Annotated in this window: 12 protein-coding genes; 6 read left to right on the top strand and 6 right to left on the bottom strand. The window is 74.4% G+C overall.

What is annotated here, in order from left to right; translation table 11 throughout:
- Positions 1 to 84 precede the first annotated feature (84 nt).
- The gene (locus ABZY91_RS37975) at positions 85 to 2,799 is read right to left on the bottom strand and encodes an AAA family ATPase (RefSeq protein WP_355408316.1); all 2,715 of its coding nucleotides are present in this window, start codon (positions 2,797 to 2,799) and stop codon (positions 85 to 87) included.
- 608 nt (positions 2,800 to 3,407) lie between these two features.
- On the opposite strand from ABZY91_RS37975, the gene ABZY91_RS37970 reads away from it, so the two are divergent.
- The 3 genes from ABZY91_RS37970 to ABZY91_RS37960 all read left to right on the top strand — a co-directional run bounded on the left by ABZY91_RS37970 (position 3,408) and on the right by ABZY91_RS37960 (position 7,104).
- On the top strand, positions 3,408 to 4,526 hold the full coding sequence (locus ABZY91_RS37970) for an agmatinase family protein (RefSeq protein WP_329881429.1): 1,119 nt from the start codon (positions 3,408 to 3,410) through the stop codon (positions 4,524 to 4,526).
- Positions 4,527 to 4,568: 42 nt separating this feature from the next.
- On the top strand, positions 4,569 to 6,005 hold the full coding sequence (locus ABZY91_RS37965; protein WP_355408314.1) for a class I adenylate-forming enzyme family protein: 1,437 nt from the start codon (positions 4,569 to 4,571) through the stop codon (positions 6,003 to 6,005).
- Positions 6,006 to 6,177: 172 nt separating this feature from the next.
- Complete coding sequence (locus ABZY91_RS37960) at positions 6,178 to 7,104, top strand: ACP S-malonyltransferase (RefSeq protein WP_355408312.1); 927 nt, start codon at positions 6,178 to 6,180, stop codon at positions 7,102 to 7,104.
- A gap of 92 nt (positions 7,105 to 7,196) precedes the next feature.
- Here ABZY91_RS37960 and ABZY91_RS37955 read toward each other — a convergent pair whose 3' ends face one another.
- The gene (locus tag ABZY91_RS37955) at positions 7,197 to 7,514 is read right to left on the bottom strand and encodes a helix-turn-helix domain-containing protein (protein ID WP_329881432.1); all 318 of its coding nucleotides are present in this window, start codon (positions 7,512 to 7,514) and stop codon (positions 7,197 to 7,199) included.
- A 119-nt stretch (positions 7,515 to 7,633) separates the two neighbouring features.
- On the opposite strand from ABZY91_RS37955, the gene ABZY91_RS37950 reads away from it, so the two are divergent.
- Positions 7,634 to 7,954 carry a putative quinol monooxygenase gene (locus ABZY91_RS37950; RefSeq protein WP_355408309.1) on the top strand — a complete coding sequence of 107 codons (321 nt, stop codon included), beginning with the start codon at positions 7,634 to 7,636 and terminating at the stop codon, positions 7,952 to 7,954.
- On the opposite strand, the gene ABZY91_RS37945 is transcribed toward ABZY91_RS37950, so the two are convergent.
- Both ABZY91_RS37945 and ABZY91_RS37940 read right to left on the bottom strand, forming a co-directional pair.
- On the bottom strand, positions 7,948 to 12,315 hold the full coding sequence (locus ABZY91_RS37945) for a molybdopterin-dependent oxidoreductase (RefSeq protein WP_355408307.1): 4,368 nt from the start codon (positions 12,313 to 12,315) through the stop codon (positions 7,948 to 7,950). The two genes, ABZY91_RS37950 and ABZY91_RS37945, sit on opposite strands and share 7 nt — an antisense overlap.
- 195 nt (positions 12,316 to 12,510) lie before the next feature.
- Entirely contained in the window at positions 12,511 to 12,882 is a 372-nt protein-coding gene (locus tag ABZY91_RS37940; RefSeq protein ID WP_355408305.1) for a gamma-glutamylcyclotransferase family protein, read from the bottom strand.
- Positions 12,883 to 13,053: 171 nt separating this feature from the next.
- Here ABZY91_RS37940 and ABZY91_RS37935 point away from each other — a divergent pair, with 171 nt between their 5' ends.
- On the top strand, positions 13,054 to 13,605 hold the full coding sequence (locus ABZY91_RS37935) for an adenylate kinase (RefSeq protein WP_355408303.1): 552 nt from the start codon (positions 13,054 to 13,056) through the stop codon (positions 13,603 to 13,605).
- 30 nt (positions 13,606 to 13,635) lie between these two features.
- On the opposite strand, the gene ABZY91_RS37930 is transcribed toward ABZY91_RS37935, so the two are convergent.
- Positions 13,636 to 14,637 carry a LacI family DNA-binding transcriptional regulator gene (locus ABZY91_RS37930; RefSeq protein WP_329881437.1) on the bottom strand — a complete coding sequence of 334 codons (1,002 nt, stop codon included), beginning with the start codon at positions 14,635 to 14,637 and terminating at the stop codon, positions 13,636 to 13,638.
- A 199-nt stretch (positions 14,638 to 14,836) separates the two neighbouring features.
- Between ABZY91_RS37930 and ABZY91_RS37925 the strand changes: the two genes are divergently transcribed.
- Positions 14,837 to 15,778 carry a nitrilase-related carbon-nitrogen hydrolase gene (locus ABZY91_RS37925; RefSeq protein ID WP_355408301.1) on the top strand — a complete coding sequence of 314 codons (942 nt, stop codon included), beginning with the start codon at positions 14,837 to 14,839 and terminating at the stop codon, positions 15,776 to 15,778.
- 97 nt (positions 15,779 to 15,875) lie between these two features.
- On the opposite strand, the gene ABZY91_RS37920 is transcribed toward ABZY91_RS37925, so the two are convergent.
- Entirely contained in the window at positions 15,876 to 16,247 is a 372-nt protein-coding gene (locus ABZY91_RS37920) for a low affinity iron permease family protein (protein ID WP_329881439.1), read from the bottom strand.
- Positions 16,248 to 16,492 lie beyond the last annotated feature (245 nt).

Here is a 16,492-nt window from a genome sequence, read left to right as displayed (position 1 = left end):
GCCGCTGCGCATCGACCAGCCCGACCTGATCTACAAGTCGGAGCCGGCCAAGTGCCCACCGGGCCGCCCGCCCGCCGGCGGAGCTCACGCGACGTTGCTGACCCTCGGCCCGAGTTTCGCCAGGAGGTCGGCCCGCCGGGTCACGCTGAGCTTGCGGTAGACCTTGGTCAGGTGCTGCTCGACGGTGCTCAGGGTGACCAGCAGCCGGTTGGCGATCTGCCGGTTGGTGTTGCCCTGGGCCGCCAGGACGGCGACCCTCCGCTCCGCGTCGCTGAGCGAGTTGAGGGCCTCCGTGTAGGACTCCTCGGCCTCCTCCGGCGCCGCGTCGTCGACGTCGGGGAGCAGCCGCTGGCGCAGGCCGTCGGCCTGGCAGTCGCCGGCCAGGCCGTAGGCCCGCCGGACGGTCATCCGGGCGCGGTGGAAGTCGCCGAGCGAGCGCTGGGCCTGGCTGAGGTCGGCCAGCGTGTGGGCCAGCTCCAGCAGGTCGCCGCAGCCGCGGAGCATCTCGGCGGCCTCGCGCAGCAGCGTGGGGCGCTGGGCGAGCGGGGAGACCGCGGCCAGCACGCGCAGGGCGGCCGCCTTGGTCCGGCTCGGTTCCTGGCCCAGCTGGGTCAGCTGACTCTCGGCCAGCATGCGGGCCTGCTGCGGCCGGCCGAGGGCCAGGTGCGCGCGGGCCGCGTGGATGCGCCAGGGCGCGAGCGCCGGCAGGTCGAGGTTCCAGCGGGCCATCAGGTCCCCGCAGGTGGAGAAGTCGTCCAGGGCGGCCTCCGGCTGACCGGCCGCCAGGTAGTAGGTGCCGCGTGCCCGCAGGTAGTGCAGGCCCCAGACGGTCTCGAACATCGCGTCCGGGACCGGCTCGTCGAGGTAGCGGGCGGCTTCGGCGAGCCGGCCGCGTGCGGTGAGCGCCAGCAGCAGGGTGCCCAGCGGGCCGCCGACCGCGGTCGACCAGCTCTCGCGGCACATGGTGGCGAGCGCGGCCTCGGCGTGGCGCTGCGCGTCGGCGAGCCGGCCGGAGCGGTACGCGATGTCGGCGCGGACCGCCGTCAGGATGCCCTCCATGGACGACACGCCGCGTTCGCGGGCCTGGGTCAGCAGGCGGTCGGTCCACTGGGTCGCGGTTTCGAGCTGGTCGGCGTAGATGAGGATGGTGAGCGCCGCGACGTGCATGGTCAGGGCGTCGCCGCGGGCCGACGAGCGGGGCAGTGCCTGTTCGGCCGTGATCACCGCCGCGCTGTTCGGGCCCTTGACCAGGACGGTCTCCAGGGCCTGGGCCAGCGCCTCCTTGGTGTTGACCACGGTCTCGGCGGCGCGCTGCGGTGCCCAGGGTTCGGCCGGGTCGTCGCGGAGCAGGCCGGGGTGGGTGAACCGGGTCCATGCGGTGAGGAGCCGGATCCTGGCGCGCTCCTCGGTGTCGGCCTCCAGCGTGGCGAGGCCGTCGAGCACCTCGACCGTCTCGGCCGTGCGCCCCAGCCAGAGCAGGCAGTACGCGGTGGTGACGCGTGCGGCGACGTCGACCCGGCCGGTCCGGACGGCGTCGGTGAGCTGTCCCAGTCGGTGCCCGGCGGAGGCCGGGTCGGTACACCACTCCGCCCGGAGCAGCGCGACCTTGAACGCGACGCGCTCCGCCTCGTCGGTCGCGCCGTCGTGCGCGAGCCGCAGCAGGGCGGTGGCGAGGTCAGCGTCGCCGCTGCCGAGCAGTTCCTCCGCGGCGGCGCCGAGGACGGGGCCGGCCCAGGCCGGTGTCCGGCCGGCCGCCAGCAGGTGGCGGGCGACCGGGAGCGGCGCCGCCCCTCCCTCGTACTGGATCCGGGCCGCCCTCAGGTGGAGGTCGGTCAGGGCTTCGGGCGGCAGCTGGTCGAGCACCGCCTGGCGGGCCTGCGGGTGCGGGAGCCGGCCGTCGCTGATCAGGCCCGCGTTCTCCAGGCCGGACAGTTCCCGCCGGGCCGCCGCGGTGTCGACCTCGGCCAGCCGGGCGAGGGTGAGCAGGCCGGCCGGCGGGCGGCCGTCCAGCAGGGCGGCGGCGGCGAGGACGCGCCGGGTCACCGGTTCGCAGCGTTCGACGTACCTGCGGGCCGCGGCGGTGTAGGCGCGGCCGGGGACGACCTGCCCGTCCCGGTCCAGGCCGGGCCCGCCGGCGCTGCGGAGGTCCGCGATCAGCGTCCGGGCCAGCAGCGGGTTCCCCCCGGACGCCCGGGTACAGGCGTCGACGAGCGGGTCGGCCGGGTGGGTCCCGAAGGCCTCGGCGAGCAGTTCGCCGACGCCGTGCCGGGAGAGCGGCGGGATCTCGATGTGGTTGTCGGCCGCCAGCACCATCAGCTCGGCGTACAGCTGCGGATCGGTCGGCTCCGTCAGGTCGCGGCCACTGACCACCACGAGGACCCGCGCGTTGCGGATGCGCCGGACCAGGTAGAGCAGGCAGTGCAGGGAGAGGGGGTCGACGTGGTGCAGGTCGTCGACGGCGACGACCAGCGGCGCCCGCTCGCTGTTGGCCAGCAGCGCCGCGGACGCGTTGTGCACCTCGCGGATCAGTCCGGCCCGGTCGGTGTGGTCGGTCGGGGACGGGAAGCCGTGGCAGAACTGGTTGACCAGGCTCAGCGGCAGCTCCCGCTCGGTCCGGGAGCCGGTGGCCCACAGGACGTGGAACCCCGCCGCTTCGGCGTGCTCCGTGAACGCGCGCAGCAGCGTGGTCTTCCCGCTGGCCATGGGGCCGACGACTGACAGCAGCCGGCCGTTTCCGGCTCGGCAATCCTCCAGCGCGGCCGTGAAACCGGCGAGCTGCTCCTGACGTTCGACAAACACCTGCGTGGTCCTCCCCGAGGGCACATCCATTGGTCCGGCGATCCGCCGATGCCCGCGGCTCTCCGCCGCACCCGAGAAAGACGGCGCGACATTCGGCCGAATGAACGTGGCATCGATATGTTTCGCCGCTATCACCGTAAAAAATGCATTTGATCTCTTCGTGCGACGGCCTCAGTATGCCCCTCGGAAGGTGATCCCCCATTGAATCGATGGAGTACGCGATGTGAACAAAAAATCATGTGCCCGAAAGGGCATCAGATGTTTAGGCGTGCCCCGCACGGGAGTTGCGGTGCTCACGGGGTCGGTCGCGCCGCCTCCGCAGGCGTGCCACCACCTCCGACGCTCCCTGGACGAACCGCGGACCACCGCTCCGCGGGCCCCGGATCGCCGCGGCCGCGCCTCCGGTGCAAATCGGGGCATCCCCTGCCCCTTCGGGCCTTGCGGGCGAATCGACCCCCTGCAGCCCTCCGCCCGATAGGGGATCCGCTGGGGTTGGCCCGCTAAACACCGCTCAATAGCCTTCCGTCGGCGTTGGGAAGCCGCCGCGAGCGTGTTGACGATATCGCCGTAAAGCCAATTGACGGTCAGGCCACGGTAAGGGAATCAGCGTGACGGAAAACGATGCCGAAGACTCCTGGCGCATTCCGATCGACCGGTCGCAGGCTCCCTCCCGCGCACCCGGCCCGATCGACCTCCGGCGCAACTTCCTCCAGCCGGCCTACACCGGCATCCCCACCTTCATGGGGGTCCCGGTCTGCCTCGACCAGGAGGACCTGCGCGCCGGCGGCGTCGACGTCGCCGTGTTCGGCGTCCCGCTGGACTCCTCGTCCGGCCACCGCGGCGCCGCCTACGGCCCGCGCGCACTGCGCTCCGACGAGCGCTACCTCTTCAACACCCCCGAGCTCCTGGTCAACGCCAGCACCCGGGTGAGCCCGTTCAACCTCCTCAAGGTGGTCGACTACGGGGACGCGGCGATCGACATCTTCAGTGTCGAGAAGTCGCTGCCGTCGATCGCCGCGACGGTCCGCGAGGTCGCGGACGTCGGGGCCGTGCCGGTCATCCTGGGCGGCGACCACTCGCTCATGATCGCCAGCGTCGGCGCGCTCGCCGACCTGTACGGACCGGACAAGATCGGCGTGGTGCACTTCGACGCCCACCCCGACTGCCACGAGCACATCTTCGGCCACCGCGTCACCCACGGCACCCCGCTCCGGCGCCTGATCGACGAGAAGCGGATCCCCGGCAAGAACTTCGTGCAGATCGGCCTGCGCACGCCGACCGGCCCGGACGACGCGCTGTTCAACTGGATGCGCCGCAACGGCATGCGGACCCACTTCATGGTCGAGATCGAGCGGCTGGGCTTCAACGCGGTGCTCGACAAGGTCATCGAAGAGGTGCACGACGGCCCGGAGTTCATCTACCTGTCGCTCGACATCGACGTCCTCGACCCCGCCTACGCGCCCGGCACCGGCACGCCGGAGCCCGGTGGGCTGACCCCGCGTGAGCTGTTCCCGGCCTTCCGGCGGCTGTGCGCGGAGACCAACGTCATCGGGATGGACGTCGTCGAGATCGCGCCGCACCTCGACCCCGGCTACTCCACCACCATGAACGCCCGCCGGGCCATCTTCGAGGGCCTGACCGGCCTGGCGATGAAGAAGGCCGGAATGACCAGCGCCGACTACGTCAATCCGATCGCGTCGGGCCAGCTGAAGTTCCCGCTGATCTGACCCCGCCTGCATCCGACACCCGCGGAAGGACGGCATCCGCCGATGACCGCCACTGTGTTCGCACCCGACTCCGCCCAGTCCCTGACCGACGTGGAGCGATCGGCCGTCGGCGTCGCCGCGGTCCTGGCCGACCTCGGCGTCCGGCCGGGAACCCGCGTGCTGTTCAAGGCGGACAACTCGGCCGCCTGGATCACCGTGCTGCTCGGCCTCGCCCACGCCGGCGCCTCGATCGTGCTCCTCGACCACCAGGACACCGCCGAGGAGACCACCCGCATCCACCGGCTGACCCGGGCCTCGCTGACCGTCGTGGACGGCAGCGCGCTGCCGCCCGCCGGGGACCGGACCGTCCTCGTCCAGGACCTGCTGGCCGCCGCCGGGTCCCGGCCGCCCGCCGAGCTGGACGGCCCGCTCGACCTCGACCTCTGGCGCGGGCTGCCGGACGGGCTGATCATGTGGTCCTCCGGGTCGACCGGCGTCCCGAAGGGCGTGGTGAAGACCGGCGCGCGGTTCCTGCGGAACCTGGAGCGCAACGCCGCCCAGATCGGCCACCGCCCGGACGACGTCCTGCTGCCGCTGCTGCCGTTCTCCCACCAGTACGGGCTCTCCATGGTGTTCATCGCCTGGCTGGTCCGCTGCTCCCTGGTGGTCGCCCCGTACCGCCGGGTCGACCAGGCGGTCGCCATGGCCGGCCGGACCGGCGCCACCGTGCTCGACGCGACGCCGGCGACCTACCGCAGCATCTGGAACATCGTCAGCCGGCGCCCCGACCCGACGGCCGACCTGCGCGGCGTGCGGCTGTTCTGCAGCGGCGCGGCCCCGCTGGACCCCACCCTGGTCGACCGGTACGTCGACCTGTGCGGCAAGCCCCTGCTGGACAGCTACGGCAGCACCGAGCTGGGCAACGTCGCCTTCGCGACCGCGGACAACCCCGTGGCCACCGGCCGGCCCGTCGTCGGCATGGGCGTGCGGATCGTCGACGACGCGGGCGCGGTGCTCGGCCCGTTCGAGGCGGGCGAGATCGAGGTCGACTCGCCGGAGCTCATGGAGGGCTACCTCGGCCCGGACGGCGACCTCGCCCCGGTCGCCCGCGGCTGGCGGCGCACCGGCGACTTCGGGCGCCTGGACGAGCACGGCAACCTGTCCGTCCTCGGCCGCAAGCTGGCCGTGCACCGGATGGGCTACACGCTCTACCCCGAGCGGATCGAGGCGCGGATCGCCGAGGCGGGCTGCTCGGCCAAGGTGATCGCCGTCCCGGACGAACGGCGCGGCAGCTCCCTGGTGTTCTTCGTCGAGGACGAGACCGGCGCGGACGCCGCGCACTGGCGGGAGCGGATCTGCGCGGTCCTGCCGGCCTACGAGCAGCCCAACCGGGTCGTCGTCCTGGACCGGCTGCCGCTCAACCGCAACGGGAAGCCCGACCGGAAGGCGCTGGAGAGGCTGGCCGCCCCGCCCGCCGCCCAGAAGCCGGTCCACTCGTGAGCCGCGGCCCGCACGCCGCGCCGGAGCGCGCGGCACCGACCGGCGGCGCGCCGCTCGGCGGTGCTCCCTCCGGCGGCGCCGCGCGGGCGTCGGACCGGCTCCCCCTCCCCCGCACCGCAGTCGACCGCTCCCGCTCCGCCCCGCGGGGCGGGGCACCCACGGAGGCCTCCCGATGACCGCCGCGATCGTCTTCCCGGCCCTCTCCCCGGTCCGCCGCGAGGAGCTCGGCACGTTCCTGATGATCCATCCGCTCGCGCGCCGGCGGCTCGCCGAGGCCGACGAGGCGCTCGGCTACCGCCTCGCCGACGCGCTGGCCGACGCACCGGCCGACGACGACTACGCCGAACCGGTCCAGGTGGCGGTGCTCGTCGCGTGCCTGGCCCTGGCGGAGTGGGCGGAGCAGCGGCTCGGCGCCGCACCCGAGTACTGCGCCGGCCCGAGCTTCGGGGAGCGGACCGCCCTGGCCTACACGGGCGCGCTGCCGTTCGCCGACACCGTCCGGCTGGTCGACGAGATCGCCCGGGTCGAGCGCGAGTACTTCGCCACCGAGCACCGCGACATCGTCACCCACTCGTTCGTCCGGGTGCCCGAGGAGCGGCTCGACCCGCTGCTGGGCGGCCTGGAGTGGCACGACGTCTCCGGCCGGATGGACACCGACTTCCACATGGTGTCGCTGCGCGAGGCGGAACTGGCCGCCTTCAAGTCGGCGATCAGCGAAGCCGGCGGCTACTCGCTCTACACGATGCGCCCGCCCGCCCACACGTCCCTGTTCACCGGGGTCAGGGCCCGGATGGAGGAGGTGTACGCGCGGTACACCCTGGCGGCGCCCAGGATTCCGATCGTCTCCTACTACGACGGGGCCGTCCTGACCGGGCCCGCGGAGCTGCGGACCGCGCTGCTCGACGGGTTCGTCAGCCCGATCCGCTGGGTGGACACCGCGCGGTCGCTGCGCGAACTGGGCGTCGACCGGCTCTGGATCACCGGCCCGGACGCGATGCTCTCCCGGCTGCGCACCACCGCGAAGAACTTCGACGTCGAACTCTGCGACCTGCGACGGGTCATGGTCCGCCCCCGCCGGCGCGCCACGGCGTCCGGCTGACCCGGCCGCGCCCGGCGTGAGCGCCGGGCGCGGGCCCGGCGTGAGCGTACGTCACGCGCGCCGGCCCGGACGGGGCTTCCCCGCGCCCGCCCTCACCCCTCCGGCTCGGCCGCCACGATGCCCAGCAGCCCGGGGAAGCGCTGTTCGATGTCGGCCCGGCGCAGGCAGGCCATCCGGCTGTTGCCCCGGTCGACCTGCCGGATCAGCCCGGCCTCGCGCAGGGCGCGGAAGTGGTACGTGACGGTCGCCTTCGAGACCGGCAGCGCGAAGGAGCTGCACGTCCGCGCGGCGCCGTCGGGTCCGGTGGCCAGCTCGCGCACCACGCGGCGGCGCAGCGGATCCGCCAGCGCGGAGAGCACGGGGCCGAGCTCGATCTCCTCGACGCTCGGGTGGCCTTCGTCGTCGGGCATCCGGGACACCTCCCTCCAGGTATGGATTGCATCGTACCTGCGGGTCGGCTAGCGTCGCCCAGGTACGAGATTTCCTGTACCTATGCCTGTCCCAGGACCTCCCGGAGGGGGAACCCCACATGTCCCAGCCGTTCACGCTCGTCGGCACCGCCCGCCCCAGGCCCGACCGCGCCGAGGAGCTGAAGGAGCTCCTGCTCTCGTTCGTCGAACCCACCCGACAGGAGGCCGGCTGCCTGGAGTACCACTTCCACGAGGACCGCCAGGAGCCCGGCGTCTTCGTCTTCTACGAGGCCTGGCGCTCCGAGGCCGACCTCGACGCCCACCTCGCCCTCCCCCACATGCGGGCCTTCTGGGAACGGCGGATGGACTACCTGGAGACCGACCTCGACATCCGCTTCCTCACCATGCACAGCCCCTACCGGCCGAGCGGGGATCAGTAGACGTCCCGGACGTAGCGCTTGTCGCCCGCCAGCTGCCGGACGTACCCGGCGGCCGACTCCTCGTCCATCCCGCCGTGGGCGGCGACGATCTCCCGCAACGCCCGGTCGACGTCCTTGGCCATCCGGCCGGCGTCGCCGCAGACGTAGACGTGGGCACCGTCCTGGAGCCACCGCCACAGGCGCGGCCCGTGCTCGCGCATCCGGTCCTGGACGTAGACCTTGTTGCGCTGGTCGCGCGAGAAGGCGACGTCGAGGCGGTCCAGGTGGCCGGAGGCGCGGAACGCCTCCAGCTCCTCCCGGTAGTAGAAGTCGGTGGCTTCGCGCTGCTCGCCGAAGAACAGCCAGTTCGCGCCGGTGTGGCCACGGGCCCGCCGATCCTCCAGGAAGCCGACGAACGGCGCGACGCCGGTGCCGGGACCCACCATGATCATCGGCGTCGTGGAGGAGGCCGGCGGGCGGAAGTGCGGGGAGCGCTGGACGAACACCTGCACCGGGCCGTCGTCGGCGCAGTCGGCGAGGTAGGTCGAGCAGACGCCGTTGCGGTCGCGGCCGAGGTCGTTGGTGTAGCGGACCACGGACACCGTGAGGCGCACCTCGCCGGGGTGCGCCAGCGGGCTGGAGGAGACGGAGTACAGCCGGGGCTGGAGCCGCCGGAGCACGCCGGCCCACTCGGCGGCGCTCGCCCGGACCGGGAAGGCCGCGACCACGTCGGCGGCCTGCCGGCCCCAGCTCCACCGCGCCAGCTCGCCCTTGTTGTCCGGCCGCAGCAGCCGCTTGAGGTCCCGGTCGCCGGTGCGCTCGGCGACGAAGCCGAGCAGCTCAGGGGTGATGCGGGTGATGTCGAGCCGGGTCCGCAGGGCCTCGCCGAGGGGGAGGTCGCCGACCCCGGGCAGGGTCACGCCCCGCTCCGCGTCGAGGCCCGTCAGCGCGAGCCACTCCGCGACCAGCCCGGACCCGTTGGCCGGCCACACCCCGAGGGCGTCACCGGCCTCGTAGGCGAGCCTGCCGCCGTGGGTGTCGAACGCGAACTGCCGCACCTCCTTCTGCGCCCCGGGCAGGCTCAGCACCCGGTTGCCGATCAGGAGGGTGGTGAAGGGGGACGCCTTCGAGGAGCCGGCCGGCGCGGCGGCCCGGACCGTGGCGAGCAGGGCGGCGGACGCGGCTGCGGGCGGCCCGGCCGGGGCCGTCGCGGCGGCGGGCGCGGGAGGCTCCGGTGCGCCGCCCGCCGTGACGGGCGGCCCGGCGGCGGGCGGCCCGGCGGGGGCCGGCCGGCCGCCCGCGTCGGCGACGGAGCCGGGAAGGGGGCCGACGAGGGGAGCGGCGAGGGGAGCGGCGAGCACGCCGGTGACCTGCTCCAGCCACGTCCCGGCGGCCTCGTCGTCGTCCGCCTCGCAGTCGGTCCGCGGATGCAGGCGGGTGGCGCCGAGCTCCGCGAGCCGTTCGTCGAGGCGCCGCCCGTGGCCGCAGAAGTCGTCGTAGCTGGAGTCGCCGAAGGCGAGGACGGAGTACCGCACGCCGTCCAGCCGGGGCGCGCCGCCGTCGGCCAGCGCCTGCCAGAAGTCGGCGCCGTTGTCGGGTGCGTCACCGTCGCCGAAGGTGCTGGTGACGATGAGCAGGTCGGTGCCCGCGGTGAGCCGTCCGGGCGTGGCGTCGGCCATGGCGAGCAGGGCCGGGGGGCGGCCCGCCTCGGCCAGCCGGGCGGCGGCCCCGGCGGCGAACTCCTCGGCGGTGCCGGTCTGCGAGGCCCACAGGACGAGCAGTTCCCGGGCCCGGACCGGTTCGGGGGCGGCGGGGGCGGGTGCGGGGGGAGTCGCCGTCCGGGAGAACGCCCCGGCCAGCAGGCCGTTCACCCACCGCGCCGTCTCCGGGGCGAACGGCGCGTCGGCCGGCAGCACCGGCACGCCGCCGGGCGGCGCCAGCGCGACCCCGGCGAGGAAGCCGGACAGGTAGCGGCGCTCCGGTTCGGCGAGCACCGGCGGTGCGAGGTGCTCGATGCCGAGCAGCGCGGCCAGGGCGGGCAGGGCACCGGCCCTGTCACCCTCCACCGCCGTCCCCGGCGCCGCGTCGACGCCCGGGACGGCGCCGACACCCGGCGGCGGGGCGGCCGGGGCCTGCGGCGGGGCGGCGGGCCCCGACACCGCCGTCCCCGGAACGGAGTCCGCGGGCGCCGGGGCCGGCACCACCCGCAGCGCCACGGCGCAGGCCTTGAACTCGGGCTGGAAGGAGACCGGGTCGACGGCGTCGTTGGTGACGGCGTTGATGCCGAGGTACTCGCCGAAGAGGTCGTTCCAGTGGAACGGCGCGAAGCAGTTGCCGGGGCGGACCCGGTCGGTGACGACGGCGGGCAGGACGGCGCGGCCCCGCCGGGAGGCGACCTCGACGTGGTCCCCCTCCTCCGCGCCCATCGCGGCGGCGTCCTCCGGGTGGAGCTCGACGAAGGGACCGGGGTTCAGCCGGTTGAGCTTGCCGACCCTTCCGGTCTTGGTGAGGGTGTGCCACTGGTGCTGGAGGCGGCCGGTGTTGAGGACGAACGGGTAGTCGTCGTCGGGGAGTTCGGCGGCGGGCAGGTGCGGGCGGCCGAAGAACCGGGCCCGGCCGTCGGCGGTGGGGAACGCCAGCCGGGGACGGGTGCCGTCCGCCCGCTCCAGCAGGGTCTGGCTGACGCCGTCGTTGAGGTAGCGGATCGGGTTGCGGTCGCTGCCGTCCGGGGACGGCGCCGGCCACTGCACCGGGGTCTCGCGCAGCCGCCGGTAGTCGACGCCGCGCAGGTCCCAGCCGGTCGCCGGGTTCCAGGCCCGCTTGAGCTCCTCGAAGACCTCCTCGGCGCTCGCGTAGGTGAAGGCGTCGGCGAAGCCCATCTCGCAGGCCACCCGGGCGATCAGCTGCCAGTCGGGCAGGGCCTGCCCGGGCGGGTCGACGACGCCCTGGACGAGGGTGAGGTTCCGCTCCGAGTTGATCATGACGCCGTCGGACTCGGCCCACAGCGTGGCGGGCAGCACCACGTCCGCGTACGCGTTGGTCTCGGTCTCCGTGAACACGTCCTGGGTGATGACCAGTTCCGCGGCCTCCAGGGCGGCGATGACGGTCCTGCGGTTGGCGACGGAGGCCACCGGATTGGTGCAGATGATCCAGCACGCCTTGACGTCACCGGCGGCCATCTGCTCGAACATCTCGACCGTGCCGCGCCCGACGTCGGTGCGCAGGGTGCCCGCCCCGATCCCCCACAGGTCCTCGACGAAGGCCCGCTCGGCGTCCACGAGAACCGATCGCTGGCCGGGCAGGCCCGGGCCCATGTACCCCATCTCCCGGCCGCCCATCGCGTTGGGCTGGCCGGTCAGCGAGAACGGGCCGCTGCCGGGGCGGCAGATCGCACCGGTCGCCAGGTGCAGGTTGACCAGGGCGTTGGTGTTCCAGGTGCCGTGGGTGGACTGGTTGAGGCCCATCGTCCAGCAGCTCGTCCACTCCCCCGCCGCACCGATCCACTGCGCGGCCTGCCGGATGTCGGCCTCCGGTATCCCGGTGATCTCGGCGACCCTCGCCGGCGGGTAGTCCGCCAGGAAGGCGGGCATCGCCTCCCAGCCGTCGGTGAACTCCGCGATGAACGCCTCGTCGGTGTGGCCGTTCGCCACCAGCAGGTGCAGGAGTCCGTTCAGCAGGGCGAGGTCGGTCCCCGGCCGGATCTGCAGGAACAGGTCGGCCTTGTCTGCGGTGGCGTTGCGCCGCGGGTCGACGACCACGAGCTTCGCCCCGGCCGACCTGATCCGGTCCATCATCCGCAGGAACAGGATCGGGTGGCAGTCGGCCATGTTCGAGCCGATGACCAGGAACACGTCCGCGTGGTCGAAGTCCTGGTACGAGCCGGGCGGGCCGTCCGCGCCGAGCGACAGCTTGTAGCCGGTGCCGGCCGAGGCCATGCAGAGCCGGGAGTTCGACTCGATCCGGTGGGTCCGCACGAACCCCTTGGCGAGCTTGTTCGCCAGGTACTGCGCCTCCAGGGACATCTGCCCGGAGACGTAGAAGGCGAGCGCGTCGGGGCCGTGCCGGTCCAGGATCGCCCGCAGGCGTCCGGCCACCGCCGTGATCGCGTCGTCGACGTCCGCCTCGGCCGGCTCGGCGCCGCGCTCGGCACGGACCAGGGCCCTGGTGGCCCGCCCGGAGGCGGCCATCAGCTCGGCGCCGGTCGCGCCCTTCGTGCAGAGCCGCCCGCGGTTCGCCGGGTGCTTCCGGTCCCCGACCGCCTTCACGACGGTGCGCCGGCCGCTGACGGCGTCCCGGGCGATGTCGAGCACGATGCCGCAGCCGACGCCGCAGTACGAGCAGACCGTCCGCACGCTGTCCGCCTTCGAACCTGGCGTCGTCACCGAGACTCCCTCCCGAAGGACCAAGCGGTGGGGAACTCCCACGATCGTGACCCTAGGAAGGCCGCATTACCGCCTTGTCACGGCCCGTGGATCGGGGAGTTAACCGGATCGCACACATGCTCCGGGCCGCCGTGAGCGCAGCGGCGGCCGGTCCGCGCCCCGTCCGGGGCGACATCCTCGGCGTGCGGTCCCCGCTCAGGGGGCCGTGACGTCCCGGGGGCCGGCGTCGAGGTAGGCCCAGGCCCTGGTACCGGACCGCAGGACGACCTCGGTCCTGGCGTAGTCGTCGACCTCGTAGTCGTCCGCCGCGGCGAGCTCGGCGTCGGTGAGGGCGAAGACGCTGCCCTCCACCGCGTCGCCGCCCTCGGCGGAGGCCACCACCAGGGGGTGGCGGTCGGTGCCGCTGGCCGCGATCACCTCCGGGTCCGTGATCGCGATGTAGGTCAGGCGGAAGCCCGGCAGCGCGTCCGGCCGCCCGTCGAGGCGCCGGCCGAACCGGGCGAGCTGGACCCCGGGGAGCTGGAGCGTCCCGTAGGAGAACAGGTGGTGGACCGTCTGATCGGTCATCGAGAGAACCCCTCCGCGGACTCGGTTGCGCACGCCGGCCCCAACCTATCGAACACGATTCGCACGGTGCAGCACCGTGACGCGAATCCTGCCCTTCGGGGCGCCCCGTCGACCAGGCCGCCGGGCCCGGCAGCGTACGGGGTCCGCGCTCCACGGACTAGGGTGACGGCCGTGGAGCGGGTACTGGTCGCGGGCATCCCGGGTGCGGGCAAGACGACGGCGGCGGGGCGGCTGGCCGCGCGGCTCGGCCTGCCGCGGTACGAACTGGACGCCCTGCACCACGGACCGAACTGGACCCCGCGGCCCGCGTTCCGCTCCGACGTCGAGGCGTTCGCGCACACCGCCCGCTGGGTCACCGAGGACCAGTACACCGGGCTGCTCGGGGATCTGCTGACCACCCGGGCCGACACCTACATCTGGCTCGACCTGCCCCGGTACACCGTCATGCACCGCGTCCTGCGCCGCTCGCTCGCCCGTGCGCTCACCCGCCGCGAGCTGTGGAACGGCAACCGGGAGCACTTCCGGGAGTGGCGCGACCCGGAGCACCCGATCCGCCGGGCCTGGAGCCACCACTCCGCGTACCGCCGACGGACCCTGGACCGCCTCGCCGCCCACCCCGGGCTGACACTGGTCCACCTCACCTCGGCCCGGGCCGCCCGCGCCTGGCTGCGCACGGTCCCCCGGCCGCTCCCCGCCCACCCCGGCACCACGACGGAGCGGTAGGTCCGGTCGGTGCCGGCTGTGGGCGGCCGGTCAGCCGTGGCCGGCGGTGGACGCCCGGACGCGCAGTGCCCAGTCGTGCCGGCGCACCACGCCGGGGACCGCCGCTCCCGCCAGCAGATCGCTCAGCAGCTCCGCGCACGCGCGTCCGTACTGCGCCGCGCGCAGGTCCACCGCCGTCACCTGCGGGCTCGCCCCCCGCGCCGCGGGGCCGTCGACGCACGCGGCCACCAGCAGGTCCGCGCCGACCCGCAGGCCCGCCCGGGCCGCGGCCGTCAGCACGCCGGGCACCGCGCCGTCGGGGGCGCACACCACCGCGTCCAGGCCCGGGGTGCCGGCGAGCAGTTCCGCGGTGGCGGCCTCCGCCTCGGCGGGCGTGGCCGCGAACGGGACCGTCCGCACCGTGACCTCGACGCCCTGCTGCCGGGTCCAGTCGGCGGCGGCGGCCCGCAGCGCGGCGGCCCAGTCGGACCCCGGGCCGGGGGCCAGCAGCGCCGGGCGGCGTGCTCCGCGCGCCGCGAGGTGGTCGAGCAGCGAGGCGAGCGAGGCGGCGTTGTCGCACACCACCGCGCCGCTGGGTGCGACGCCGCCGCCCAGGTAGCGCTCCCCCGTCACCACCGGCACGCCGGAGCCCAGCAGGTACGGGACCTCCGGGTCGTCGACCTCGGGGTCGATCACCAGCAGGCCGTCCACCCGCGCGGCGAGTCCGCCGCCGGACGCCGTCCCCGGGGCCAGCAGGACGAGGTCCAGTCCGTCCTCCCTGGCCCGCTCGACCGCGCCGAACGCCAGGTTCATGTAGTACTCCAGGCGCGTCGCCGTCCGCGGCAGGTGCAGGCCGATCGCCCCGGTGCTGGAGCGGCGGAGGCTGCGAGCGGCCGAGTTGGGGCGGTAGCCGAGCTCGCGGGCCGCCGCCCGGACGCGTTCACGGGTGGCCTCCGCGACCCTGCCGGAGCCCTGCAGCGCGTCGGAGGCCGTGCTCTTGGACACCCCGGCCGCCCGGGCCACGTCGAACAGGGTCACAGGTTGGCTGGTCACAGCCCGGAAGTCTAGACACCGCCCCGGGGCGCGCTCCCCACCTCGGGCCCGCCCTCGATCCCGTTCGCCGGCCGGGGCGCGGCGGGCGGTCTCCGGCGCGTATTGCCGGAACGTTCCGGCATGGCTACTCTTCCCCGTGCCGGAACGTTCCGGCACGGCGGCGACGAGGCCGCCGGCCCAGCCACCCCCGGGAACCGCCATGCGTCTGATCACCGCCCTGAACCCGCCGGCCTCCCCGGCCCGCACCCGCGCCCCGCAGCGCGCCGCCCTGCGGGTGGCCGTCGTCCAGCAGCGCTGGCACCAGGACCCGGAACAGCACCGCGCCGGTCTGCTGGAGGGCATCCGCCTGGCCGCCGAGCAGGGCGCGCGCCTGGTCGCACTCCAGGAGCTGACGCTCTCCCCGTACTTCGCCGTCCTGCGCCAGGCGGACCACCCGCAGGCCGTCGAGCCCGAGGACCTGCTGACCGGTCCGACCTTCGCCTTCGCCGCGGCCGCGGCCCGCGAGCACGGCCTGCACGTCCACGCCTCGCTGTTCGAGAAGGCCGACGGCCCCGAGGGCCCCGACGGCCTCGGCTACAACACCGCGATCCTGGTGGCACCCGACGGCACGCTGGTGCAGCGCACCCGCAAGCTCCACATCCCCGTGACCGAGGGCTACTACGAGGACACCTGGTTCCGCCAGGGCCCCGCCGGCGACGACGCGTTCCCGCTGGCCGAGGTCGGCGGCGCCGCCGTGGGCATGCCCACCTGCTGGGACCAGTGGTTCCCCGAGCTCGCCCGCGCCTACTCCCTCGCCGGCGCCGACGCCCTCATCTACCCCACCGCCATCGGCTCCGAGCCCGGCCACCCCGGCTTCGACACCCAGCCGCTGTGGCAGAAGGTCATCACCGGCAACGCCATCGCCAACGCCACGTTCATGATCGTCCCCAACCGCACCGGCGTCGAGGGCGAGCTCACCTTCTACGGCAGCTCCTTCATCGTGGACCCCTACGGCCGCGTTCTCGCGCAGGCCCCGCGCGACGAGGCCGCCGTCCTGGTCGCCGACCTCGACCTCGACCAGCGCCACGACTGGCTCGAACTCTTCCCGTTCAACTCCACCCGCCGCCCGGACGCCTACGCGCCGCTGACCGCCCGGGGCTGACGCGCGGGAGCGCCGGATGCCGGTGCCCCCGGCTGCGGGGGCACCGGCACCGACGTCCGGCGACGTCGGCTGTCCGGAGTGGTCGGCGGAGCGGGCGTCAGAGGCGTTCCTCCATGCGGATCGCCTTCCGGAGCTGCCGGTGGGCCTCCCCCTCGTGGCCCTCGTGCTGTTCGAGGAGGGCGGCGGCGATCGCGTCGAGCTTGCGCTGGACGGCGTGCTCGGCGCGCCGCTCGGCGTTCTTGAGCAGCGCCAGCAACAGCAGCGTGACCGCGGCCATCGTGTCGCCGACGAGGATCTGCCACTCCGTCGACAGACCCGCCGCGTGGACCGCGAAGAAGGCGGCCACCAGCACGACGCAGAACACGGAGAACGCCGGCGAGCCGGTCAGATTGGAGGCGTTCTCGGCGAGCCGCTCGAACCGGCCGCGCTCGCCGTCCTCACCTCGGGTGGCGGGGTGGGAGAGCGTCATGTCCCTCGCCCTCCCGTCCACCGCGAGCGGACCCGGCGGGCGCCGCGCGGCGCCCGCCTGGTCCCTGCCGCAACCCCGGCCGTGCTCCGGGCCGGGGCGCACTCCTCACCGGAGCGGGCGGCGCCGAACTCGGTCATCCTCCACCGGTCCTTCCGGGACGGGGGGCCCCCGTAAGGGGGCCGCCCTCCGCCCGTGGAAAACTGGTCGTGGGGGGGCGGGGGTGCGGAAGCCGCGGCGGCAGCCCC

Origin of the sequence: Kitasatospora sp. NPDC002965, from assembly GCF_040611255.1 — a bacterium.
GTDB lineage: Bacteria > Actinomycetota > Actinomycetes > Streptomycetales > Streptomycetaceae > Kitasatospora.
This window is presented reverse-complemented; position numbering and strand designations above follow the sequence as displayed.